The following is a 21,110-nucleotide window of genomic DNA, read 5'->3' as shown; positions in this document are numbered from 1 at the left end:
GGTGCGGTGCCAAGTCGCATGCCCGGTTCGGGAAGCGGCTCCGGGGAAACGGGCCGGTCGAAAGACCGGAACCGCGCCCCGGGCCGACTTCACCATGAGTATGCTGGCGCGGGTCAGCGACCGGGACGTGTTCGCGGAACTGTCACGCTTTCGGACGGCCTTCTACGGGTGTCTGTCGGCGCGGGCGGATGCGTTCTTCGAGCTGGCCGACGCGCTGTTGTGTGCGGATGGTCCGGTGAAGATGCCGGTGGAGTTGTCGCTGGTCACCGAGCACCGTCGCGGTTATGGCTCGCTGTACGGCGCGTTGAACCACGGCCGTCTGGACGTGGACAGGCTGCGGGACCTTCTGGTGTCGCTGCCGCTGCCGCGTTTCAACGGGCGGATCGTGCTCTCCGTGGACGTCTCCCCGTGGCTGCGCTCGGACGCCGCGTGCTCACCGGAGCGGCTGTTCTGCCACGTCCACGGCCGTTCCCGCGCGGCCGCGCAGATCATCCCGGGCTGGCCGTATTCCTTCGTTGCCGCGCTCACTTCGCACCGCACCTCGTGGACCGCCGTGCTGGACGTGGTCCGCCCCGGACCCACCGACGACGCCGCGCCCATCACGGCCGACCAGCTCCGCAAGGTGGCCGAACGTCTCATCGCGGTCGGCCAGTGGCGGACTGGTGACCGGGACATACTGATCGTGATGGACGCCGGCTACGGCGTGATGCGCCTGTCCTGGCTGCTGCGGGACCTACCGGTTGAACTGGTTGGCCGCCTGCGCTCGGACCGTAACCTGCGGCTGCCCGCCCCGCCCCGCGTCTACCAGCCCAAGGGCGGCCGGCCATCCAAGCACGGCAAGGAGTTCGGCCTCGCGAAGCCGGAGACCTGGCCGGAGCCGTCGGTCGTGACCGTGAACGACGCACCGCGCTACGGCAAGGCCGAAGCCCGGGCATGGCCCAAGCGGGCCTCGGCACCCTGGGAGTTGCTCTGGGGGAAGCGCTCGTCCAGCAGGTCGAACGCCTTCTGCGACTCGGTGCCGGGCATGGAGAGGTCCTCTTCCTCCCCGGCCGGCGCCATGGCGGCGACGACGGCCAGCACCAGGACACCCAGCCACAGACCACCCACGAGCCGGCGCCGCCGGAAGGCCCACCGTCCGATCCGGTAAAGAGCTGTCGTCATTTGTTGATCACTCCAGACACCCGCTGGGCAAGGGGATTCGCGAGATTCACGCGCCTCCAACACTTCCCTCCGGCGTCCCGCGGGGCATCGTCCCCGCCGCCGTCTTCCCCTGGTGCACCCGGACCAGCCACTCACGTGTCCTGGTGCCTACGCACTACAGCCCGACGAGTTCGGTCCCTTCCAGACTGCGGGTTGCCTGGCGGCCAAGGGTCCGTCCAGGCAACCCAGGAGGGCGATTACGCCGGGCTGCAGGGCCAGCGTCCCGACGGCACCTGGGCACCCGTACCGATCAGGCCGGACGTCCTGCAGGTGTTCATCGGCGCCCTGCTGACCAACTGGACGGAGGGGAGGCTGCGCCCCGGACGGCACCGTGTGGTGGCCGGCGGCTCGGTGCCGCGCCGTTCCTCCGCGGTGTTCGTCCACCCGAGCCTGGACACGGTCGTGGAACCGTTGCCGGCCTTCGCCGACCCCGACGGCTCCGACTTCGAACCCGTGTCGGTGTGGGAGCGGGCCAGCGGCAACGTGGTGGAGTACCTGCGGGTCTTCGGCCGCCCCGAGCAGCTCGAGGCCTGGCGGGAGAACCGCCCCCATGCCGCCGAAGTCACCGCCTGAGCCAGCCGAAGGAGAGCCGCTCATGACCACATTCCCCACCGCCCAGGCCGTGCGGGCCACCCCCGAGGGGCTCCTGTGGGAGCCGAGCGAGCGCTGGGTGCGCGGCCGCAAGGGCGAGGTGACGGTCGTCGACAGCCGCCACCCCGTCCTCGTCTGGGAGCCGGGTGTTCCCGTACCGCTGTACGCGTTCCCGCGTGCGGAGGTACGCGAGGAGCTCCTCCGTCCCGCGAAGAATCCACCGACCGGCACGCACACCGGCTCGCAGATCTTCTACGACGTCGAAGTCGACGGCGAGTTGCTGGAGAACGCCGCCTGGACCTTCCCGGCCGCCGACCTGGCCGACCACATCGCCTTCGAGTGGTTCCGGCGTGTCGGGCGGGGCCTGGACCACTGGTACGAGGAGGAGGAAGAAATCTTCATCCACCCCCGTGACCCGCACAAGCGGGTGGACGCCATCCCCAGCAGCCGTCACCTCGTGGTCGAGATCGACGGCACGGTCGTCGCGGACACGCACCGGCCGGTCCTGCTCTTCGAGACCGGCCTGCCCACCCGCTATTACGTCCCGCGCGAGGACGTCCGCGTCCACCTGTTCGAGGGCACCGACCACCACACCGGCTGCCCGTACAAGGGCACCGCCGAGTACTGGTCGTGGCGCGGCGAAGCAGAGGTCCCGCCGTACATCGTGTGGAGCTACCCGGACCCGCTGCCCGCCGTCGGCGCCATCCAGGGCCTGCTCGCCTTCTACAACGAGGAGGTGGACATCACCGTGGACGGCGAGCGAATGGAGCGCCCTGTCACCCACTTCAGCAGGAAGTCCTCGCACACATGACGTGAAACGACCGCCCGATCCGTCTCAACGGACTGCGCCAGTCCACGGTCGGTCACATTGCGATGGGTCTGTGGCGTCACCAGGACGGCCAGGCCCATCGCTACCGCGAGCTGGACCGCTGGATCCAGACGGCGCGCATCCTCGAACGAGGCCGTTTCGACGGCCCGTTCATCTCGGACCCGTGGTGGATGAAGTCCCGGATGGCCCGGCCGGTCTGCGAACGCCCCCAGCCATAGGCGTACACATCCGCGCCGATGCGCTCGACGGCGACACCGCCCAGACCGGAGGCATGCGCCGCTTCGCCGCCGTCAGTGGCAGGACGGTCGGCTCCGAGAAGCTGTGGATGGGCCAGACCCATGTCGCTCCCTCCACCTCCGACCATCACCACGGCGAGTCCGAGACCGTCATCTAGGTCGTCAGCGGGCACCCTGAGTTCGTTTTCCTCGACGACTCGGGCCCACAGCCGGAAGAGGTACGGCTGCGCACCTCCCCGGGCGACTACATCTTCGTCCCCCCGTTCGTCCCGCACCGCGAGGAGAACCCCGATCCCGCCGAGGAGGCGTTGGTCGTCATCGCGCGCAGTACACAGGAGGCGATCGTGGTCAACCTTCCGCAGCTGTATGTACTGGGGCGCGAGGTGGGCTGAACGGCCGTGTGAGGTCGCCGGAGATCTCTGGATGTCTCTGCACCCCGAGGACGAACCGCTTGTCCGGATCCTCGGCGGGCTCGGGCAGGCCGTCGTCACTGCGGGCCGTGACCCGGAGCCGACCGGAGTCAGCGACGCCTTGGTGATGACGGGAGTTGACCCGGGCGGCTGGGCCGTACACGGCGACGGCCCGGCTGCCCTCGGTGAAGTTCACCTCGTGGTCGCTCAGGACCCCTTCCTGTGGAAGGTGCCCGGTGGGGCCGAGGACGTCGGGCAGGTGCTGGTGCAGGGTGCCGCCGTAGGCGATGACGAGCAGTTGCAGGCCGCGGCACACACCGCTCCCCGACACTTCGCAGGCACCGCTGCTTTCCTGCGACTTGATCGGCCGGACAGGTCCTAGCGCACCAGGCAGGGGCGCTTGTTGTCGAAGGTCCAGTCGGGGATGAGGTGGCGCATGCCGATCGCGTCGTCGCGGGCGCCCAGGGCCTTCTCGCGGTAGAGCTCGTGGGCGGCGAGGAGGCGGTCCATGTCGAGCTGGACGCCGAGGCCGGGGGCGCGCGGGATCTTGATCTCGCCGTCGACGATGCGGGGCGGGGAGACCGTCAGTCGTTCCAGGCCCTCCTGCCAGATCCAGTGCGTGTCCAGGGCGTTGTACTCGCCGGGCGCCGCGGCGCCGCAGTGGGCGACCATGGCGAGGCTGATGTCGAAGTGGTTGTTGGAGTGGCAACCCCAGGTCAGCCCCATGGCGTTGCACAACTGGGCCACGCGCACGGAGCCCTGCATGGTCCAGAAGTGCGGGTCGGCGAGCGGGATGGAGACGGACTGCAGGGCCAGGGCGTGGGTCAGCTGGCGCCAGTCGGTGGCGATCATGTTGGTCGCCGTGGGCAGCCCGGTGGCCCGACGGAACTCCGCGAGGATCTCGCGGCCCGAGTAGCCGTCCTCCGCGCCGCACGGGTCCTCGGCGTAGGCGAGGGTGCCGGCGAGAGGGGCGCACAGCTCGATCGCCTCGCGCAGGGACCAGGCGCCGTTGGGGTCGAGGGTGATCCGTGCGTCGGGAAAGCGCTCCTTCAGCCTCTGGACCGCCTTGACCTCTTCCGCCCCGTCCAGCACCCCGCCCTTCAGCTTGAAGTCACGGAAGCCATAGTGGTCGTAGGTGGCTTCGGCCTGGCGGACGATCGCCTCGGGGGTGAGCGCCTCCTCGTGGCGGATCCGGTACCACTCCACGTCCGCGTCGGGTTCGCGGACGTAGTCGAGGTCCGTGCGGTCGGGGTCGCCGACGTAGAAGAGGTAGCCGAGGACGCGTACCGAGTCGCGCTGCTGGCCGTCGCCGAGCAGGGCCGCCACAGGGACGTCGAGGTGCTGGCCCAGGAGGTCGAGGAGGGCCGACTCGACGGCGGTGACCGCGTGGACGGTCGTCCGCAGGTCGAAGGTCTGGAGGCCTCGGCCGCCGGAGTCGCGGCCGCCGAAACGCTCCCCGATCTCGCGCAGAACCCGCTTGTAGTCGCCGACCTTCGCGCCGACGACCAGGGACTCGGCGTCCCGGAGCGTCTGGGCGATCTGCTCGCCGCCCGGCACCTCGCCCAGGCCCGTGCGCCCCTCGGAGTCGGTCAGGACGACCACGTTGCGGGTGAAGTAGGGGCCGTGCGCGCCGGAGAGGTTGAGCTCCATCGAGTCTCGACCGGCGACCGGGTAGACGGCGACGGCGGTGACGGTCGGCTGGTTTCCGCTTGTCATGGGAGTGGTTCCTTGAGGGGAGGCGGGTCAGATGCTGAGGGCGTCCAGGGCCCATTCGACGGCGAGTACGCCGCCCAGGCCGAGGATCGCGAGCACGGTCGTGTAAGTCGTACGTGCCTTGATCGCGTCGAGGACCGACAGGTTGAAGTACTCCTTGAACATCCAGAAGCCGGGGTCGTTGACGTGACTGAAGGCGATCGAGCCGCAGGAGACGGCCAGCACCATCAGCTCGGGGTGGACACCACTGCCCGCGACGAGCGGGGCCACAACACCGGCGGCGGTGACGACGGCGACCGTCGCGGAGCCCAGGGCCACGCGCAGGATCACGGCGATGAGCCAGGCGAGGACGATCGGGGAGATGTTCCAGCCGTCGGTGAAGTCCTTGATGTAGTCGGCGATCCCGCCCTCGACGAGGACCCCCTTGTACGCGCCGCCGGCGCCGATGACCAGCAGGATCATCGCCATGGACTTCGCCGCCGACACACAGGATGCGCTCACCTCCTCCAAGCTGCGGCCGATGCGGGGGCCGAAGGCCCAGACGGCCAGGCACAGCGTCAGCAGCAGGGCGACCGGGGGCGAGCCGATGAAGTCGACGGCGTGCAGGACCGAGTTGTTGTCGTCCGACACCGCCATGTCGGCCACGGCGGCGCCCGCGATCAGCACGATCGGGACCAGGGCCACGAACAGGGACCAGCCCATGCCCGGCATCTCGTCTTCCTCGAACACCCGCTCGGTGACCAGTCCCTGGGGGATCGAGGGGTCCATCCGCCGGACGAACGGCAGGCGCGGCCACACCAGCGCGATGACCGCGCCGATCGGCACGGCGAAGAAGAGGCCGTAGAGGAGCGTGTGGCCGACGGAGGCGTGGAAGGTGGAGGCGACGGTGGTGGGCCCGGGGTGGGGCGGCAGGAAGCTGTGCATCGTGGACAGGGCGATCGACATCGGAAGCCCCACCCACAGCAGGTTCTTGCGGGTGACCCGGACGATGGTGAACGCGACCGGCACGATGATGACGAAGGCGACCTCGTAGAACATCGTCACGCCGATGAGCATGGCCGTCACGACCATGGCCACCTGGACGTAGCGCGGGCCGAAGGCGTCGATGAGCCGGCTGGCTATGCGCTGGGCGGCGCCCGAGTCGCCCATGACGCGGCCGAGCATGGCGCCGAGTCCGACGACGAGCAGGGTGTCGCCGATCTGGTCGCCGACGCCCTCCCCGAGGACATCGCCGATCTCCGCGGCGGGGATCCCCTGGACCAGCGCGACGCCGACGGCCACCAGGAGCAGAGCGATGAGGCCGTTGAGTTTCAGCCTGGTCATGAGGAACAGCAGGACCAGCACGCTGATTCCGACGACGACAAGAGGCATGGATCAGTTCCCCTTTGAACTGTGCGCAGATGACGACCGCCGCCCGTCCGGCGAGCGGCGGTCGTGTGTCGTAGTGAGGTGGGAGGTGGGCGAGACGGCCGGTGAGGCTCAGTGCGTGGCGGGGGCGGCGGGCGCCCCGTCACGGGTGGTTCAGCGGGTGGCCCCGACCAGGGCCAAGCCCGTCTCCAGGAGCTTCTCCAACTCGGCGAGGTCCTGCGGGCCGGGGTCGGTGAGCGGGGCGCGGACCGGGCCGACCGGCTTGCCGCGCAGTCGGGCGGCGGCCTTGACGAGGGAGACCGCGTAGCCCGGTACCCGGTCGCGCAGTTCGACCAGGGGGACATAGAAGTCGCGAAGCAGGTGGTCGACGGTGCTGTCGTCGCCGCTTTGGAGGGCGCCGAAGAACGCGTTCGCGATCTCGGGAGCGAAGGCGTGGACCGCCGAGGAGTACGCGGGGACGCCGACCGTGGCGTAGGCGCGGGCCTGCATCTCCGCGGTGGCGGCGCCGTTGAAGAAGAGCAGGTGGTCGGGGGCGGCGAGGGTGAGGCGCTGGAGGCGGTCCAGGTCGCTGTGGCCGTCCTTGAGGCCGATGACCGTGGGGATCTCCGCGAGGCGGCGCAGGCTCTCGACGCTGAAGGTCACCTGGTCGCGCTGATAGACGATGAGCGGGATGCCGGTGCCCGCGGCGATCCGGCGCACCTGCTCGACCAGGCCGTCCTGTGGCGCTTTCAGCAGGTAGTGGGGGAGCACCAGCGCGGCGTCCGCGCCGGCTTCTTCCGCGATGCGGGCGAAGCGCAGGGCCTGGGCCCAGCCGTAGCCGATGCCGGCGACGACGGGTATACGGCCGTCGGCCACCTCCACGGCGGCGGTGACGACCTGGCGGTACTCGTCCTCGTCCAGCGCGGTGAACTCGCCCGTGCCGCAGGCGGGGAAGACCGCGCCGGGACGGGTGGCCAACTGGTCCGCCAGGTAGGTCCGGTAGGCGTCCAGGTCGAGACTGCCGTCGTCCGTGAAGCTGGTCAGCGGGAAGGACAGCACACCGTGAGCCATGCCGTCCCGGAGGCGTTGAGCGACGTCCTGGGGCGCCGTGTTCAGTGACATGAACTTCTCTCCATGTATATGGATTCTGTCTACGTATGAGGGTGGAGGTTAAGGTGGTGCACATGGCTGGTCAATGGGTCGACGACCGCGTGATCACCTGGTACGGAGACTCAGGGTCGCGCGCCCACCTCATGCACCGCCTGCGTCCAGGAGCGGGCCTGATCGCTGAGGGTGATGCCGAGGCCGGGTCGCGACGACAGGTGCATCCGGCCGTCGCTGATCCGGAGCCGCTCGTTGAACAGCGGCTCCAGCCAGTCGAAGTGCTCCACCCAGGGCTCGTGCGCGTAGGCGGCGGCGAGGTGGAGGTGGATCTCCATGGCGAAGTGGGGTGCGAGTTGCAGCTGCTGGTGCTCCGCGAACGCGGCCAGCTTGAGGAACTGCGTGATGCCTCCGATGCGGGGTGCGTCCGGCTGGATGACGTCCACCGCGCTGTGGCGCAGCAACTCCTGGTGCTCGGCCACGCTCGAGAGCATCTCGCCCGTCGCGATCGGCGTGTCCAGCGAGGCGGCGAGAGCGGCGTGGCCCTGGGAGTCGTACGCGTCGAGCGGCTCCTCGATCCAGATCAGGCCGAACTCCTCCAGGGCGCGCCCCATGCGCTGTGCGGTGGGTCGGTCCCACTGCTGGTTGGCATCGACCATCAAGGGCACATCGTCGCCGAGGTGCTCGCGTACGGCGGTCACCCGGCGCAGGTCCGCCCTGCCGTCGGGCTGGCCGACCTTGAGCTTGATGCCGCCGATGCCGCCGGCCAGGGAGGCGGTGGCGTTCTCGAGGACTTGCTCGGTCGGGGTGTGCAGGAAGCCGCCGGAGGTGTTGTAACAGCGGACGGAGTCGCGGTGGGCGCCCAGCAACTTGGCAAGGGGCAGGCCGGCGCGCTTGGCCTTGAGGTCCCACAGGGCGATGTCGAAGGCGGCGACGGCCTGGGTGGCGAGTCCACTGCGGCCGACCGAGGCGCCCGCCCACACCAGCTTCGTCCAGATCTTGGCGATGTCGCTGGGGTCCTCGCCGATCAGGACGGGGGCGATCTCCTTGGCATGTGCGAACTGGCCGGGGCCGCCCGCGCGTTTGGAGTAGCTGAAGCCGATGCCCTCATGGCCCTGCTCGGTGCCGACCTCGACGAAGAGGAAGGCCACCTCGGTCATGGGCGTCTGCCGCCCCGTCAACACCTTGGCGTCGCTCACGGGAGTGGCCAGCGGAAGGGTGATGGAAGACAGAATGAGCCAGGAGATCCGGTCCAGTGTGGCTTCGCCCTGATTCGTGACATGCGGCGTCATGTTCGTCGTACTCACCACTCGAAGCTCCGGTGCCTTGCGGGGTTGGTTGCCCCCTGAAGCTAGGACTCCGGGAGGATTCCCGTCTAACTCAAAATTTGTATACGTTGATACCGGGAGAGCATCGTTGTTCACATTCACGCAACTGACGAGTTTCGTGGCCGTAGCGGAGGAGCTACATTTCACGCGCGCGGCTCAGCGGCTCCGGATGACGCAGCCCCCGCTGAGCAGGCAGATACGGCAGCTGGAGCACGATCTCGGGGTCCAACTGCTCAATCGCACGAACAAGTCGGTGCAGCTGACGCCCGCGGGCAGGGCTTTCCTGGCCGAGGCGCGCAGCATCCTGCGCCACTCCGAGCGCGCCGCGCTCGCCGTCCGGCAGGTGTCGACGGGAGAGGCGGGCAGCGTCACCGTCGGGTTCACCGCCGCCAGCGCCCACTCCACCCTCGGCACTCTGCTGAGCACGGCCCGGGAGGAGGTGCCCCGCGCGGAGATCGTCCTGCGCGAAATGGTCACCCGGGACCAACTCGCCTCACTCGCCAACAACAGCCTCGACCTCGGCCTTGTCCGCCCCTCGGTCACGGGCCCCGACTTGGTGTCCAGGCCTGCGGTGAAGGAACAGTTGGTTGCCGCGTTGCCGACGACACACGAACTGACGGGGCATCAAGGAGCTCTCAAGGTCACGGACTTCGAAGGCCAGGATCTGCTGATGTACTCACCCGTCGAGGCCCGCTACTTCCACGAACTGCTCATCAGCATCTTCCGGTCCGCCCATGTCACGCCCGTCTACTCCCAGTACCTGAGCCAGGTCCACAGCATCCTCGCCCTCGTCAACGTCGGCCTGGGCGTGGCTCTGGTGCCGGAGGCCGCCGCACAGCTGCGCTACCCCGAAATTGTCTTCAAACAGGTCGAACTGCCCACGCCCGCACCGGTGGAACTCGACCTGGTGTGGCGCCGCACCAACGACAACCCTGCACTGCACGCACTGCTCAGGAGTCTGTGGAGGCGGATGCCGTGACGTGGCCGGCCTGCTGGCTCCGCCAACGATGAGGGGGAGCGTCACGGCTACCCGATCACCAGATCATGGTCCGGTCAGGCACCAGCAGCACGTACCTGCTCACGACCCCGATGCTCCCGCAGTGCGCCGTCCTGCGGCGCGTCAGCGGAGCGCGACCTCGCCCGCGTGGACGGCACGCATGGCGCGCTCGACAGTCTCCTGGTTTTCGCCGACCGGAGCCACGTAGTCGACGACGTCGCGCGCGGCGTCCTCCCCGAGCATTCGGGTCATCACCCACGTGGCGAGATACTGGGACGCCAGGCAACCGCCCGCCGTAGCGATGTTCCCCTCGGCGTAGAACGGCGCGTCCAGCACGGTGACGTCGCAGGCTTCGACAAAGGGCCGACTCTTCATGTCCGTGCACACCGGCATGCCATTCAGCAACCCGAGCCGGGCGAGCACCAGCGCGCCGGAACACTGCGCACCGATCAGCTGTCGCGAAGGGTCGAGCGACAGCCTGGAGATCAGCCGGTCGTCGGCGACCACATCCCGCGTCTTCACCCCGCTACCGATGAGCACGACATCGGCTTCGGTCACGAACTCCATCGGGCGCTGCCCGCTCACCTCGACGCCGTTCATCGACGTGACCACCGGGGTCGGCGTCGTAATGAAGGCTTCCAAGCCGTCCTTACGGCATCGGTTGATCATCGAGGAAGCGATGAAGCTGTCGAGTTCGTTGAACCCGTCGAAGGTGACCACGGCTACCTGCATCACAACTCCTCCAAGTCGGCATCAGATCTGCAGTCTCCTCGGCGCGCCGCTCCGGGGCGAGAGCCAAACAGCGGCTGGTGGCCTGCTTACCGGCTCTCTGCGTTTCGAGCTGTGCGCCTGAGTACCTTACGTCGGCCTCCGAGCACAGTTACGTCCGCGGCAGCCGCCGTCCCGATGCGCGACAGCTCGGGCAGGTCGGCGGATCGGGGTTGACGTGACGAGGTGGAGATGTTGCATTTGCGCTATTTCGTTGCGGTTGCCGAGGAGTTGAACTTTTCGGCGGCGGCCCGGCGACTGCACATGGCCACTTCGCCGCTGAGCCAGCGGATCAGGGATGGCTGCCCCAGATGGCCACCATGGACAAGATCGGCGCATTCGCCCTCACCGAGCCGCTGGGCGGCTCCGACGTCTCCGGCGGCATGCGCACCACCGCCCGGCGCGAGGGCGACACCTGGGTCCTCAACGGCGCCAAGAAGTGGATCGGCAACGCCACCTTCGCCGACTACGTCGTGGTGTGGGCGAGGGACGTCGACGACAACCACGTCAAGGGATTCGTCGTCGAGAAGGGCACGCCGGGGTTCAGCCCGGAGAAGATCGAGGGCAAGATCGCACTGCGGATCGTGCAGAACGCCGAGATCACCCTGACCGACGTCCGGGTACCCGAGGCGAACCGGCTGCAGAACATCCACTCCTTCCGGGACGTCGCCGAGATCCTGCGCTTCACCCGCGGCGGGGTCGCATGGCAGTCGCTGGGCCTCATGATCGGCGCCTATGAACTGGCCCTGGACTACGCCAAGCAGCGCATAGCGTTCGGCCGTCCGATCGCGAAGTTCCAGATGGTGCAGGATCTCCTCGTCAAGAGCCTGGGCAACATCACCGCGTCGTGGGGCATGCTGGTGCAGCTCGCGCGGCTGCAGGACTCCGGCGTCTTGCGTGACGAGCACTCCTCGCTGGCCAAGGGCTTCGTCGCCTCGCGGATGCGGGAGGTCGTCGCCTGGAGCCGCGAGATCTTCGGCGGCAACGGCATCCTGCTCGACTACGGCATCGCACGGTTCTTCGCCGACGCCGAAGCCCTCTACTCCTACGGGGGCACGCGCGAGATGCAGACCCTGATCGTCGGCAAGTCGATCACCGGACAGAGCGCATTCGTATGAGACGCCGCCGCCCGGGCCTCCCTCACGGGCCGGGGCGGCGGCAGATTCCCGTCGTCCGCCGACGCCACGACAACACAGGAAGTAACGGCGGACGCGGCACCTGTCGACACATCACTTGCGCGGGCGACGCCCAAGACGACATGCCGGCGCTCCAGCCTCTCCGATGCCATGTCAACCACGTTCAGCCGGGCCACCACCGCCCCGAAACAGGAGACCGGGCCCGCACGCTGCCCCAGTCCGCCGTCCCGCAACCGGCGGGGTTCACAGTTCCCCCACCGCCGCACCGAAGTCGAGCTCGGTGCGGGAGCGCTCCTGCATCCCGCGCTGCATGAGGGCACCGATCCGGGCGGTGCTCGATGCGTCACGCGCCAGGATCTGGAAGAAGCCCGAGTCGACCTGGACGTCCTCCTTGGCCGGGAGGGCGGCCGCGTTGATCCGGCGCTTGGCAAGCCGTACGGCCGCCTCCGGGAATCCGGCGATGCGCTCGGCGAGACGCTCGACGTAGGGAACCAACTCCCGGTCCGGCAGGGCCTTGTTGACCACGCCGATGCGTTCGGCCTCGCGTGCGTCGAGGTCCTCGGCACCGAGGATCACCTGCATGGCTTGACCACGTCCGGCCAGCCGTACGAGCTGCTGGACCGCCCCCGCGCCGGGGAAAGTGCCCAAACCCACCTCGGGCTGGCCGAGCACCGCACGCTCAAGGGAGGCGAACCGCATGTCGCAGGCATAGAGGAACTCTCCGCCTGCGGCGCGCGCCCGGCCCTCGATGACGGCGATCGTGACGGGGCGTGCCTCGCTGAGTCGGCGGTACAGCGCACCGAGACTCACGTCGTCCGGCCCGCCGGACGTCGCCGCCGTCGCCGTGTACTCGGCGATCCGCTCGACGTCCACATGCGGGATGAAGAAGTCGGGGTCCGCACTTCGGAAGACGACAACCCGCGCGCTGTCGTCGGAGTCACTCGCGTCGAGCAGTGCGATCAGGTCTGCGACCAACCGCTCGTCGATCAGGTTGATCGGGGGGTTGTCGATCGTGGCCCACAGGACCCCGTGGCGCAGCTCCGTTCGGATCGTCTCGTGCTTCTCGGACATCGGCTTCAGCTCCTCCGGTAATTCCACTTGCTTTTTGCAAGTGCTATGACCGCCTTGGTTGTCTCACTGGCAAAAAGCAAGCGAGATCCTTGAGGGGTGTCGGTCCGTTCCGCGGCGCCGGGAGGTTGCCGGCTCCTTCCTCGCCCTCCATGATCACCACGGTTTCGGCGAGGATGGCGGCGAGCCCCGCCATGGCATCGGACCTGTCAGCAGGTCGTGTCCTGCCGGGGAGCCGTTCGGCAGCACACTCCAGCGGTCCATGCGCCCCGGACAGTCGCGTCAGCCCCCTGATGGGCTCGATACATCCTTGCTCTGAGTACGTCCTCACCGAGAAGGGACGGGACTTCGACACCGTCCTCGCAGCAATGCGCCAGTGGGGTCAAAAGCACCTCTTCGACGACGAGCCCATCAATCGCGTCATCGACGCCCGCACGGGACAGCAACCCCGACCGATCCCGCTCACCGCCGAGGACGGCAGGGAACTGTTCCCCGAGGACCTCCTCGTGGTTCCGTCGCGTGCGGCAGACCCCATCGAGACCGCCTTGCCCGTCGATGGGCAGCCTTCTGTCACCTGTCCGGCTCGCGCGTCGTCAAGCGGCTCGGCACCGTGGATTCCTTCCGCCTGTGCAGCGCGGCCCGCCCGTCCGGCTCGACGGAGCGCAGCGCCCTGCCCGTCTCCGGCGACGATGCCGCGGCCAAGGCCGAGGTCACCCGGTTCATGGACGCCGTCGGCTACGACGCCGTCGACGCCGCCCACGTCAAGGAACTCACCGGCCAGGCCACCCGCACCGGACGCGTCGGCCTCTTCCTGGAGGACTTCCTCCCGATCGACAAGTGATCCAGTGTCGCCGGGCCGGGCCCCGGGGCTTGCCCGGTGCGGGGAAACCCGTCACACTGGTACCGAACGAATGGTCGGTAGGGAAGCTGGTATCGATGACCACGACACATTCCGCCGTGACCGAGGAGCAGCTCCAGGAGCACTTCGACGCGACGATCTCCAGGGACCAGCGGATCGAGCCGCGGGACTGGATGCCGGACGGCTACCGCAAGACGCTCATCCGGCAGATCGCCCAGCATGCGCACTCGGAGATCATCGGCATGCAGCCGGAGGGCGAGTGGATCACCCGCGCGCCGTCGCTGCGGCGCAAGGCCATCCTGTTCGCGAAGGTCCAGGACGAGGCCGGGCACGGGCTGTACCTGTACGCGGCGGCCGAGACCCTGGGTGCCGACCGGGCGGACCTGACGGAGCGGCTGATCGAGGGCCGTCAGAAGTACTCGTCGATTTTCAACTACCCCACCCTGAGCTTCGCGGACGTCGGTGTGATCGGCTGGTTCGTCGACGGGGCGGCGATCTGCAACCAGGTGCCGCTGTGCCGCAGTTCGTACGGGCCGTACGCGCGTGCCATGGTGCGCGTGTGCAAGGAGGAGTCCTTCCACCAGCGGCAGGGATACGAGCTGCTGCTGACGATGATGCGCGGCACCGACGCTCAGCGTGCGATGGTCCAGGACGCGGTGGACCGGTGGTGGTGGCCGTCGCTGATGATGTTCGGCCCGCCCGACGACAACTCACCCAACTCGGCCCGGTCCATGGCCTGGAAGATCAAGCGGCATTCGAACGACGAACTGCGGCAGCGGTTCGTCGACATGACCGTCCCGCAGGCCCAGAAGCTGGGCGTCACCCTGCCCGATCCCGAGCTGCGGTGGAACGAGGAGCGTGAGCGCCATGACTTCGGTACCCCGGACTGGGACGAGTTGATGCGCGTCATCAAGGGCGACGGCCCGTGCAACACCCAGCGGATCGCACGGCGCAGGTCCGCCCACGAGGAGGGCGCCTGGGTGCGTGAGGCGGCCACCGCCCACGCGGCCAAGCAGAGCGAGCGAGCCCGGAAGGAGACGGCCGCATGAGTGGGAGCGCAAAGGACGCCTGGCCGCTGTACGAGGTGTTCGTCCGCGGCAAGCGCGGCCTGAACCACGTGCACGTGGGCTCGCTGCACGCCGCCGACGACGCGATGGCGCTCACCCACGCCCGCGACCTGTACACGCGGCGCAACGAAGGAGTCAGCATCTGGGTGGTGCGTTCGGAGCACATCGCCGCGTCCACGCGCGACGAGAAGGACCCGTTCTTCGCGCCGAGTGCCGACAAGGTCTACCGCCATCCGACCTTCTACGACATCCCCGACGACGTCCCGCACATCTGAGGAGCAGGGCATGAGTGACGACCACGTCTATCTGTCCCTGGCCGAGGGGTACGAGGACGGCAGTGACGCCCGCTGGGCGTTCGGCACCGGCTTCGAGGACCCGCTGCACGGCGTGGACACCGCCGTCCCCGAAGGGATCGACGCCGGTGAACTGGCCGCGGCCTGCGTCGCCCTCGCAGACGACGCCCTGATCTCCGCCCAGCGACTGGCCGAGTGGTGCACCCGAGCGCCCGAGCTGGAGGAGGAGGTGGCGCTCGCCAACATCGGCCTCGACCTGCTCGGCCAGGCCCGCCTGCTGTACGCGCGCGCCGGGCAGGCCGACGGCACGGCACGTGGTGAGGACGCGTACGCCTACTTCCGCGACGCCGACGAATTCCGCAACGTACGCCTCGCCGAACTCCCGGGCGGCGACTTCGCGTTCTCGATCGTGCGGCTCCTGGTGCTGTCCAGCTGGCGGCTGGCGCACTTCGAGCGGCTGACCACCTCCCCGGACCCCGTCCTGGCCGCGATTGCCGCGAAGGGCGTCAAGGAGCTGACGTACCACCGGCAGTACGCGGCCGAATGGGCGGTGCGGCTGGGTGACGGCACCGCCGAGTCGCACCGCCGGATGCGCACGGCACTCGGCCAAGTCACCCCGTACATAGGAGAGTTGTTCACGGCATGCGACGTACGGGACGAGGTCGTCGCCGTGCTGAGCCAGGTCACCGAGGCCGCCGGTCTGCCGCTGCCCGGGTGGCGGCCGCTGCCCGGCGCCGGCCGCGACGGCGACCACACCGAGCATCTCGCCCCGCTGCTGGCCGAGTTGCAGAGTGTGGCCCGCGCCCATCCGGAGGCTGCGTGGTGACCATGCCGACCACACTCACGGACGCACGGCGGGCCCGGCGCATCGCGGAGCAGGTGCCGGACCCCGAGCTGCCCATGCTGACCCTGGCCGACCTCGGAGTCCTGCGCGAGATCGAGGTGACCGAGGACGGCACGGTGGTCGCGAGTCTGACGCCGACCTACTCGGGCTGCCCGGCCATGGCCGAGATGCGCGCCGACGTGGCCGCGCGGCTGCGCGGCGCCGGATACACGCGCGTGGAGATCCGTACCGTCCTCGACCCGCCCTGGACCAGCGACTGGATCACCCCGGCCGGCCGCGCCAAGCTGGCCGAACACGGCATCGCGCCGCCCGGGGCAGCACCCCGCCGGGCCGCGGGTCCGGTGCCGCTCGTGCTGTCCACCACCCGGCGCACCGCCGTGACCTGCCCCCGCTGCGGTTCGGCGGACACGGAGGAGACCTCCCGCTTCGCCGCCACGTCCTGCAAGGCGCTGTGGCGCTGCCTCGCCTGCCGCGAGCCGTTCGAGTACGTCAAGGAGATCTGATGGAAGACCTGTCGGTCCCGGCCGCCCCCGCCCCGGCGGTACGTCCGCGTGTCCGCCGGCGTCCGGTCTTCCGTTCCCTGCGGGTCGCGGCCGTGCAGCCGCTGTGCGAGGACGCGGCCGCGGTCGCATTCGACATCCCCGAGGCGCTGGCCGAGGAGTTCGCCTTCGCGCCAGGTCAGTCGCTCACCCTGCGGCGCGAGATCGACGGCCGTGACGAGCGCCGCTCGTACTCCATCTGCTCTCCCGCCGGTTCGGCGCCGCGCATCGGTGTGCGGGTGGTGCCCGGCGGCCTGTTCTCCTCCTGGCTGGTGCGTGACGTGCGCCCCGGCGAGACCGTGGAGGTGATGGCCCCCACCGGCGCCTTCACCCCCGACCTCACCACCCCCGGCCATCATGTGCTGATCGCGGCGGGCTCCGGCATCACGCCCATGCTGTCCATCGCCGAATCCGTACTCGCCGCGGACTCCCGTTCGACCGTCACCCTCTTCTACGGCAACCGGCGCACCGACACGGTGATGTTCGCCGATGAACTGGCGGACCTGAAGGACCTGTACCCGGCCCGCTTCCAGCTCGCCCACGTGCTGTCCCGCGAGCCCCGCGAGGCCGAGGTGCTGTCCGGCCGCCTCGACGCCGGCCGGCTGTCGGCGCTCATCGACGGGCTCGTCGAGGTGAAGGTCGCCGACCACTGGTGGCTGTGCGGCCCGCACGGCATGGTCCGCGACGCCCGGCGGGTCCTGGCGGGGCTCGGCGTCCCCGGCGACCGCGTCCACCAGGAGCTGTTCTACGCCGACGACGAGCCCGTACGGGAGCTGCACCACGAGGACGTCGCCACCGAGGGGCCGGTCAGCCAGGTCACCGTCACCCTCGACGGCCGCATCACGACCTCCACCCTGTCGCGGCGGCGGACGATCCTCGACGGCGCCCAGAAGAACCGTCCGGACCTGCCCTTCGCCTGCAAGGGAGGCGTCTGCGGCACCTGCCGCGCCCTGGTCACCGACGGCGAGGCCGACATGCGCCGCAACTTCGCCCTCGAACCCGCCGAGGTCGACGCGGGCTACGTCCTCACCTGCCAGTCGTTCCCGGTCTCCGAGACGCTGAGCGTCGACTACGACAGCTGATCGGCCCGGGCGGAGGACGGGATTTCCGGGGCCGTGGCGACGGGCCGGCCGCACGAGGGACACCCTCTCCATTGCGCTCCGCGACAGCGTGTGAGAATATCATTCTCATTTGGAAGAATACTCCTCTTTGAGTTGATGGTCGGCGTCCGGTTGAACTCAATGACGAGGGAGACACGTTGAAAGCGATGGGGCACGGGCATGCGGCCGGCGGTCGGGTGCTGAAGGCCGAGGATCTGTTCCATCTCGGCATCGTCGTCGAGGACTTCGAGGCGACCTTGGCCGAGTTCTCCGCCCTGTTCGGGTACGAGTGGTGCGACGAGATCGGCGGACCGCTTCCGGTGACACTGTCCGGCGGTGACGCCGTCGTCGACATCGGTTGCGTGTTCTCCAGGACGTCACCCCGGCTGGAGATCGTCCGGCGCGTCCCGGGGACCCTCTGGGAACCGGCGGCCGGCGGCGCCGTGCATCACGTCGGCTACTGGTCCGACGACGTCGCCGCGGACACCGCCGAACTCGCCGCCCAGGGTTTCGTGACGGAGGCGACGCGTGCGGGTGTGGACGGCGCCCCGTTCGCCTTCCTGCGCAGCGCGACGACCGGCTATCGGGTCGAACTCGTGAGCCGCGCCTCGCAGCCGGGGCTGGAGCGGTACTGGGGCGACCGGCACGAGTCCGTTCCGGTGCCCGTTCCGGCGCGATCGCGAGCGGCCGGAGGGCGCGACGCATGACGACTGTCGGGATGGTCACCGGCGCCGGTCGCGGAATGGGACTGGCCTGTGCGGAGCGGCTCACCGACACGGTGGACACCTTGCTGCTCGTCGACCGCGACGAGGCGACCGTGACCGCCGCGGCCAAGGACCTCTCAGCCCGGGGGCGCCGAGCGGTGGTCGAACCGTTCGTCCTCGACATCACCGACGTCGCCGGCCTGGCCCGGCTCGCCGTGCGCGTCGGCGAGATCGGCACCCTGCGCGCCGTCGCGCACGCCGCGGGCATCTCGCCCACCATGGCCGACTGGCGTCGTATCTTCACCGTCGATCTCGTCGGGACCGCGCGGCTGGCCGAGGCGCTCCGCCCGCTCGCCACTGCCGGGACGGCCATGGTGTGTTTCGCCTCGATGGCCCCCCTGCTCGGCGGCACCGCGCCGGATCCCGCGGTCGACACGGTCTTGGACGACCCACTGAACGAGCGGTTCCTCGAGCGGATCAACGACGCCCTCGGGCCGGCCGTGGAGGACACCGGTGTGGCCTACTCATGGGCCAAGCGCGGTGTGCACCGTTTCGTCCAGCGGGAGGCGGTGCGCATCGGGCCGCTCGGCGCCCGTATCTGCTCGGTCTCGCCCGGCCTCATCGACACACCCCAGGGCCGGCAGGAATCCGACAGCCATCCCGGGATGCAGGTACTCCTCGAGCAGACTCCGCTCGGCCGTGAAGGGCGCCCCGAGGACGTCGCCGCCGCCGTCGCCTTCCTGCTGTCGGCCGAAGCCGGCTTCCTGACCGGCATCGACCTTCTCGTCGACGGCGGTGTCTGCGCCGCCGTCCGCGGGCGGCCTCTGGGTTGATGGTCCAAGGCGGTGGCTCCGTCCTGGCGTTGGATTCCCGGCCCCAGGTTCTGGAGGGCACATGGCACGGCGACCGGACGGTCGTGCGCGCATGCGAATCGGTGGAAGCGGCCCGTGCCTGGTACGAGTCGGCCGCCCACGAGGAGGCGAAGCCGCTGCGGCACGCCGCGGCCGACACCAGCGCCGTGATCATCTCCGGGTTCGAGTCCCCGCCGCGATCGGCCTGAACCGACATGGCCTCGGCCCATGCCGTGCGCGGACCGAAGCCGTAGGTCGTCAGTCCACCGTGATCGCGCGCTCGGGGCAGCTGCCGACGGCCGTACGAACCGTCTCCTCGAACTCGGCAGGCACCTCGGGCGTGAGCACCACCGCGTAGCCGTCGTCGGTCAGGTCGAACACCTCGGGGCACAGCGACCAGCAGACTCCATGCCCGCGGCAGCGGTCCTCGTCGACCGTAGCCTTCACCGCGGCTGCTCCTCGGCGAGGGTGAACTCCACGTTCAGGTTGGTCAGGCCGCGCAGGATGTACGTCGGAAGGTAGCGGTACCGGCGGGCGCCCTCGGGGCCGTGCACATGCTCCGAGAGCCGGATGTCGGCCGTGCGGTCGAGGAGCCGCTCGATGGCCACCCGGCCTTCGGCCCGGGCGAGCGGCGCACCGGGGCAGGTGTGAACGCCACGCCCGAACGCCAGGTGATGGCGGGCGTTGGCGCGGGTGGCGTCGAAGGTCTCCGGCTCATCGAAGTGGCGCGGATCGCGGTTCGCGGCCCCGTTCAGCACCATCACCGTGGTGCCGGCCGGGATGTCGACGCCGCCCACCGTGGACCGCACCCGGGACAGCCGGAAGTCGCCCTTGATCGGGCTCTCCACCCGCAGCGCCTCTTCGATGAAGTTGGGGATGCGGTCACGTTCCTCCCGCAACAGCCTTTGCAGCTCCGGGCGTTCGACCAGCAGCTTGAGCGCGGAGCTGAGGAGTCGGACCGTGGTCTCCTGGCCCGCCGCGAAGAGATTGGTGGCGACCCGCGCCACATCGGCGACGTCGGGCGCCCGGCCGTCGGGGAACGTCGCACCGGCCAGACCGGTGAGCACGTCGTCACGGGGTTCACGACGGCGGTCCTCGACATAGGCCGAGAAGCGCGCGTACAGGTACTCCAGCGGAGCGTGCGCCAGCTCCGTCTCCGTACTCCCGACGCCGGCGTCGGACTGCGGCCGGTGCTCCAGCCCGCCGACGAACTCCTCGCGGTCCTCCGCGGGCACGCCGAGCAGGTCGGTGATGACGCGCAGGGTGAAGGGGGCCGCGAACCCTCCGATGAACTCGCCCTCGCCGCCGGTGAGGAACGCGTCCAGTTGGCGATCGGCGAGCTGCCACATCAACGCCTCGTTCTCCTTGAGGCGTCTCGGTGTGATCAGCCGCATGAGCAGGGCGCGGTGATCCGTGTGCACGGGCGGATCGAGTGTCGGAAGCTGGTCGCTCATCGGGAGCCTGTCCCGGTACAGCTCGATCAACTCCGTGACGTCGTCGCCCTCCAGTGGGACCGGGAACCCAGGGAAGGGGCCGGTCACCGAGATGCACGACGAGAAGGTCTCGGTGTCGTTGAACACCTGGACCGCCTCGTCGTACCCCGTCACCATCATCACGTCGTGATGGGTTTCGCGCTGTACGGGGCACTTCCCGCGAAGGGCCTCGAAGTACGGGTACGGATCCGCGACAAGCCCGTCGTCCCGGAAGAAGTCCATCGCCTCGAAGTCGTTCACCGTGTGCAACGCTCCCTTCGACACCGCAACGCAGGTGTCCCGCCGGTCTGTGACCGCGAGATCGATGAGAATTTTATTCTCTGCATTGAGTATCAGATTTCCACGGTGTGGCCGCGCAGTCAACGCCGACGGCGGAGTCGGGTGGACCGGGCATCATGCGCACGAGTTCTGATGGACGATCACCATCTGTACCAGCGCGACCTGGACCCGCCGCGCGTGTTGCCGCGCAACAGGAAGCCGAGCAGCCAGAGCACGAGCACGATGACAGCGAGCCACCAGAGGATCTTCACCGCGAAACCGGCTCCGAAGAGAATCAGGATCAGAAGCAGTACCAGCAGAATGGGGATCATGACCGCAACCTCCTATGGGGCGAGTTCCCCGAATCGCTCGTTTACA

Annotated in this window: 22 protein-coding genes and 5 pseudogenes; 16 read left to right on the top strand and 11 right to left on the bottom strand. The window is 69.2% G+C overall.

Going from position 1 to position 21,110, the window contains the following annotated elements:
• Positions 1 to 94: 94 nt before the first annotated feature.
• Positions 95 to 892 (top strand): annotated as a pseudogene (locus AB0D57_RS16765) (transposase); the annotation flags it as partial.
• A gap of 47 nt (positions 893 to 939) precedes the next feature.
• On the opposite strand, the pseudogene AB0D57_RS16760 reads toward AB0D57_RS16765, so the two are convergent.
• Positions 940 to 1,161: pseudogene (locus AB0D57_RS16760) on the bottom strand (MMPL family transporter); the annotation flags it as partial.
• A 192-nt stretch (positions 1,162 to 1,353) separates the two neighbouring features.
• On the opposite strand from AB0D57_RS16760, the gene AB0D57_RS16755 reads away from it, so the two are divergent.
• The 3 genes and pseudogenes from AB0D57_RS16755 to AB0D57_RS16745 all read left to right on the top strand — a co-directional run bounded on the left by AB0D57_RS16755 (position 1,354) and on the right by AB0D57_RS16745 (position 3,248).
• Positions 1,354 to 1,773, top strand: a complete 420-nt coding sequence (locus AB0D57_RS16755) for a 2OG-Fe(II) oxygenase family protein (protein ID WP_362072383.1) — start codon at positions 1,354 to 1,356, stop codon at positions 1,771 to 1,773.
• A 22-nt stretch (positions 1,774 to 1,795) separates the two neighbouring features.
• The gene (locus AB0D57_RS16750) at positions 1,796 to 2,602 is read left to right on the top strand and encodes a DUF427 domain-containing protein (protein WP_362072381.1); all 807 of its coding nucleotides are present in this window, start codon (positions 1,796 to 1,798) and stop codon (positions 2,600 to 2,602) included.
• A gap of 181 nt (positions 2,603 to 2,783) precedes the next feature.
• Positions 2,784 to 3,248 (top strand): annotated as a pseudogene (locus AB0D57_RS16745) (cupin domain-containing protein).
• On the opposite strand, the gene AB0D57_RS16740 reads toward AB0D57_RS16745, so the two are convergent.
• The 5 genes from AB0D57_RS16740 to AB0D57_RS16720 form a co-directional block, all read right to left on the bottom strand.
• Positions 3,205 to 3,582: a gamma-glutamyl-gamma-aminobutyrate hydrolase family protein gene (locus AB0D57_RS16740; protein WP_362072378.1), complete on the bottom strand. Its 378-nt coding sequence runs from the start codon at positions 3,580 to 3,582 to the stop codon at positions 3,205 to 3,207. The pseudogene AB0D57_RS16745 and the gene AB0D57_RS16740 sit on opposite strands and share 44 nt — an antisense overlap.
• A 62-nt stretch (positions 3,583 to 3,644) precedes the next feature.
• Entirely contained in the window at positions 3,645 to 4,982 is a 1,338-nt protein-coding gene (locus AB0D57_RS16735) for an enolase C-terminal domain-like protein (RefSeq protein ID WP_362072376.1), read from the bottom strand.
• A 27-nt stretch (positions 4,983 to 5,009) separates the two neighbouring features.
• Positions 5,010 to 6,350, bottom strand: a complete 1,341-nt coding sequence (locus tag AB0D57_RS16730; protein WP_362072374.1) for a gluconate:H+ symporter — start codon at positions 6,348 to 6,350, stop codon at positions 5,010 to 5,012.
• A gap of 150 nt (positions 6,351 to 6,500) precedes the next feature.
• A complete protein-coding gene (locus AB0D57_RS16725; RefSeq protein WP_362072372.1) occupies positions 6,501 to 7,448 on the bottom strand; it encodes a 5-dehydro-4-deoxyglucarate dehydratase in 948 nt (315 codons plus the stop codon).
• 110 nt (positions 7,449 to 7,558) lie between these two features.
• The gene (locus AB0D57_RS16720; RefSeq protein WP_362072387.1) at positions 7,559 to 8,719 is read right to left on the bottom strand and encodes a mandelate racemase/muconate lactonizing enzyme family protein; all 1,161 of its coding nucleotides are present in this window, start codon (positions 8,717 to 8,719) and stop codon (positions 7,559 to 7,561) included.
• Positions 8,720 to 8,843: 124 nt separating this feature from the next.
• Here AB0D57_RS16720 and AB0D57_RS16715 point away from each other — a divergent pair, with 124 nt between their 5' ends.
• Positions 8,844 to 9,734 carry a LysR substrate-binding domain-containing protein gene (locus AB0D57_RS16715; RefSeq protein WP_362072370.1) on the top strand — a complete coding sequence of 297 codons (891 nt, stop codon included), beginning with the start codon at positions 8,844 to 8,846 and terminating at the stop codon, positions 9,732 to 9,734.
• A gap of 141 nt (positions 9,735 to 9,875) precedes the next feature.
• On the opposite strand, the gene AB0D57_RS16710 is transcribed toward AB0D57_RS16715, so the two are convergent.
• Positions 9,876 to 10,484 (bottom strand): DJ-1/PfpI family protein, encoded by a 609-nt coding sequence (locus AB0D57_RS16710; protein ID WP_362072368.1) that lies wholly within the window; start codon positions 10,482 to 10,484, stop codon positions 9,876 to 9,878.
• Positions 10,485 to 10,706: 222 nt separating this feature from the next.
• Here AB0D57_RS16710 and AB0D57_RS16705 point away from each other — a divergent pair.
• A pseudogene (locus tag AB0D57_RS16705) lies at positions 10,707 to 10,820 on the top strand (LysR family transcriptional regulator); the annotation flags it as partial.
• Positions 10,820 to 11,638 (top strand): annotated as a pseudogene (locus tag AB0D57_RS16700) (acyl-CoA dehydrogenase family protein); the annotation flags it as partial. The pseudogenes AB0D57_RS16705 and AB0D57_RS16700, both read left to right, overlap by 1 nt.
• 261 nt (positions 11,639 to 11,899) lie before the next feature.
• Here the strand turns inward: AB0D57_RS16700 and AB0D57_RS16695 are convergent.
• Positions 11,900 to 12,727: an enoyl-CoA hydratase/isomerase family protein gene (locus AB0D57_RS16695; RefSeq protein ID WP_362072366.1), complete on the bottom strand. Its 828-nt coding sequence runs from the start codon at positions 12,725 to 12,727 to the stop codon at positions 11,900 to 11,902.
• 607 nt (positions 12,728 to 13,334) lie between these two features.
• Between AB0D57_RS16695 and AB0D57_RS16690 the strand changes: the two genes are divergently transcribed.
• The 9 genes from AB0D57_RS16690 to AB0D57_RS16650 all read left to right on the top strand — a co-directional run bounded on the left by AB0D57_RS16690 (position 13,335) and on the right by AB0D57_RS16650 (position 19,190).
• Positions 13,335 to 13,565 carry a hypothetical protein gene (locus tag AB0D57_RS16690; RefSeq protein WP_362072364.1) on the top strand — a complete coding sequence of 77 codons (231 nt, stop codon included), beginning with the start codon at positions 13,335 to 13,337 and terminating at the stop codon, positions 13,563 to 13,565.
• 95 nt (positions 13,566 to 13,660) lie between these two features.
• The gene (paaA, locus tag AB0D57_RS16685; RefSeq protein WP_362072362.1) at positions 13,661 to 14,632 is read left to right on the top strand and encodes a 1,2-phenylacetyl-CoA epoxidase subunit PaaA; all 972 of its coding nucleotides are present in this window, start codon (positions 13,661 to 13,663) and stop codon (positions 14,630 to 14,632) included.
• Positions 14,629 to 14,925, top strand: a complete 297-nt coding sequence (gene paaB, locus AB0D57_RS16680; RefSeq protein ID WP_362072360.1) for a 1,2-phenylacetyl-CoA epoxidase subunit PaaB — start codon at positions 14,629 to 14,631, stop codon at positions 14,923 to 14,925. Before paaA ends, paaB begins: the two co-directional genes overlap by 4 nt.
• 10 nt (positions 14,926 to 14,935) lie before the next feature.
• Positions 14,936 to 15,769 (top strand): 1,2-phenylacetyl-CoA epoxidase subunit PaaC, encoded by an 834-nt coding sequence (paaC, locus tag AB0D57_RS16675; RefSeq protein ID WP_362072358.1) that lies wholly within the window; start codon positions 14,936 to 14,938, stop codon positions 15,767 to 15,769.
• A 2-nt stretch (positions 15,770 to 15,771) separates the two neighbouring features.
• Positions 15,772 to 16,290 carry a 1,2-phenylacetyl-CoA epoxidase subunit PaaD gene (gene paaD, locus AB0D57_RS16670; protein WP_362072356.1) on the top strand — a complete coding sequence of 173 codons (519 nt, stop codon included), beginning with the start codon at positions 15,772 to 15,774 and terminating at the stop codon, positions 16,288 to 16,290.
• Entirely contained in the window at positions 16,290 to 17,408 is a 1,119-nt protein-coding gene (gene paaE / locus AB0D57_RS16665; RefSeq protein WP_362072354.1) for a 1,2-phenylacetyl-CoA epoxidase subunit PaaE, read from the top strand. Before paaD ends, paaE begins: the two co-directional genes overlap by 1 nt.
• A gap of 185 nt (positions 17,409 to 17,593) precedes the next feature.
• Positions 17,594 to 18,133: a VOC family protein gene (locus AB0D57_RS16660; RefSeq protein ID WP_362072352.1), complete on the top strand. Its 540-nt coding sequence runs from the start codon at positions 17,594 to 17,596 to the stop codon at positions 18,131 to 18,133.
• Positions 18,130 to 18,963 carry an SDR family oxidoreductase gene (locus tag AB0D57_RS16655; RefSeq protein WP_362072350.1) on the top strand — a complete coding sequence of 278 codons (834 nt, stop codon included), beginning with the start codon at positions 18,130 to 18,132 and terminating at the stop codon, positions 18,961 to 18,963. Before AB0D57_RS16660 ends, AB0D57_RS16655 begins: the two co-directional genes overlap by 4 nt.
• 29 nt (positions 18,964 to 18,992) lie before the next feature.
• Positions 18,993 to 19,190, top strand: coding sequence for a DUF1330 domain-containing protein (locus tag AB0D57_RS16650; RefSeq protein WP_362072348.1), 198 nt, complete (start codon positions 18,993 to 18,995; stop codon positions 19,188 to 19,190).
• A gap of 49 nt (positions 19,191 to 19,239) precedes the next feature.
• Here AB0D57_RS16650 and AB0D57_RS16645 read toward each other — a convergent pair whose 3' ends face one another.
• The 3 genes from AB0D57_RS16645 to AB0D57_RS16635 all read right to left on the bottom strand — a co-directional run bounded on the left by AB0D57_RS16645 (position 19,240) and on the right by AB0D57_RS16635 (position 21,064).
• Complete coding sequence (locus AB0D57_RS16645) at positions 19,240 to 19,428, bottom strand: ferredoxin (RefSeq protein ID WP_362072346.1); 189 nt, start codon at positions 19,426 to 19,428, stop codon at positions 19,240 to 19,242.
• Positions 19,425 to 20,714, bottom strand: coding sequence for a cytochrome P450 (locus AB0D57_RS16640; protein WP_362072344.1), 1,290 nt, complete (start codon positions 20,712 to 20,714; stop codon positions 19,425 to 19,427). Before AB0D57_RS16640 ends, AB0D57_RS16645 begins: the two co-directional genes overlap by 4 nt.
• Positions 20,715 to 20,893: 179 nt before the next feature.
• Positions 20,894 to 21,064: a hydrophobic protein gene (locus AB0D57_RS16635; RefSeq protein ID WP_362072342.1), complete on the bottom strand. Its 171-nt coding sequence runs from the start codon at positions 21,062 to 21,064 to the stop codon at positions 20,894 to 20,896.
• Positions 21,065 to 21,110: the final 46 nt, after the last annotated feature.

Source organism: Streptomyces sp. NPDC048275, assembly GCF_040652275.1.
Classification (GTDB): Bacteria; Actinomycetota; Actinomycetes; order Streptomycetales; family Streptomycetaceae; genus Streptomyces.
This window is presented reverse-complemented; position numbering and strand designations above follow the sequence as displayed.

Coding starts and splice junctions, on each gene's coding strand:
- AB0D57_RS16750 (WP_362072381.1), top strand. CDS start 1,796: ATGACCACATTCCCCACCGCCCAGGCCGTGCGGGCCACCCCCGAGGGG.
- AB0D57_RS16735 (WP_362072376.1), bottom strand. CDS start 4,982: ATGACAAGCGGAAACCAGCCGACCGTCACCGCCGTCGCCGTCTACCCG.
- AB0D57_RS16730 (WP_362072374.1), bottom strand. CDS start 6,350: ATGCCTCTTGTCGTCGTCGGAATCAGCGTGCTGGTCCTGCTGTTCCTC.
- AB0D57_RS16725 (WP_362072372.1), bottom strand. CDS start 7,448: ATGTCACTGAACACGGCGCCCCAGGACGTCGCTCAACGCCTCCGGGAC.
- AB0D57_RS16720 (WP_362072387.1), bottom strand. CDS start 8,719: ATGACGCCGCATGTCACGAATCAGGGCGAAGCCACACTGGACCGGATC.
- AB0D57_RS16710 (WP_362072368.1), bottom strand. CDS start 10,484: ATGCAGGTAGCCGTGGTCACCTTCGACGGGTTCAACGAACTCGACAGC.
- AB0D57_RS16695 (WP_362072366.1), bottom strand. CDS start 12,727: ATGTCCGAGAAGCACGAGACGATCCGAACGGAGCTGCGCCACGGGGTC.
- paaA (WP_362072362.1), top strand. CDS start 13,661: ATGACCACGACACATTCCGCCGTGACCGAGGAGCAGCTCCAGGAGCAC.
- paaB (WP_362072360.1), top strand. CDS start 14,629: ATGAGTGGGAGCGCAAAGGACGCCTGGCCGCTGTACGAGGTGTTCGTC.
- paaC (WP_362072358.1), top strand. CDS start 14,936: ATGAGTGACGACCACGTCTATCTGTCCCTGGCCGAGGGGTACGAGGAC.
- paaD (WP_362072356.1), top strand. CDS start 15,772: ATGCCGACCACACTCACGGACGCACGGCGGGCCCGGCGCATCGCGGAG.
- paaE (WP_362072354.1), top strand. CDS start 16,290: ATGGAAGACCTGTCGGTCCCGGCCGCCCCCGCCCCGGCGGTACGTCCG.
- AB0D57_RS16660 (WP_362072352.1), top strand. CDS start 17,594: ATGGGGCACGGGCATGCGGCCGGCGGTCGGGTGCTGAAGGCCGAGGAT.
- AB0D57_RS16655 (WP_362072350.1), top strand. CDS start 18,130: ATGACGACTGTCGGGATGGTCACCGGCGCCGGTCGCGGAATGGGACTG.
- AB0D57_RS16635 (WP_362072342.1), bottom strand. CDS start 21,064: ATGATCCCCATTCTGCTGGTACTGCTTCTGATCCTGATTCTCTTCGGA.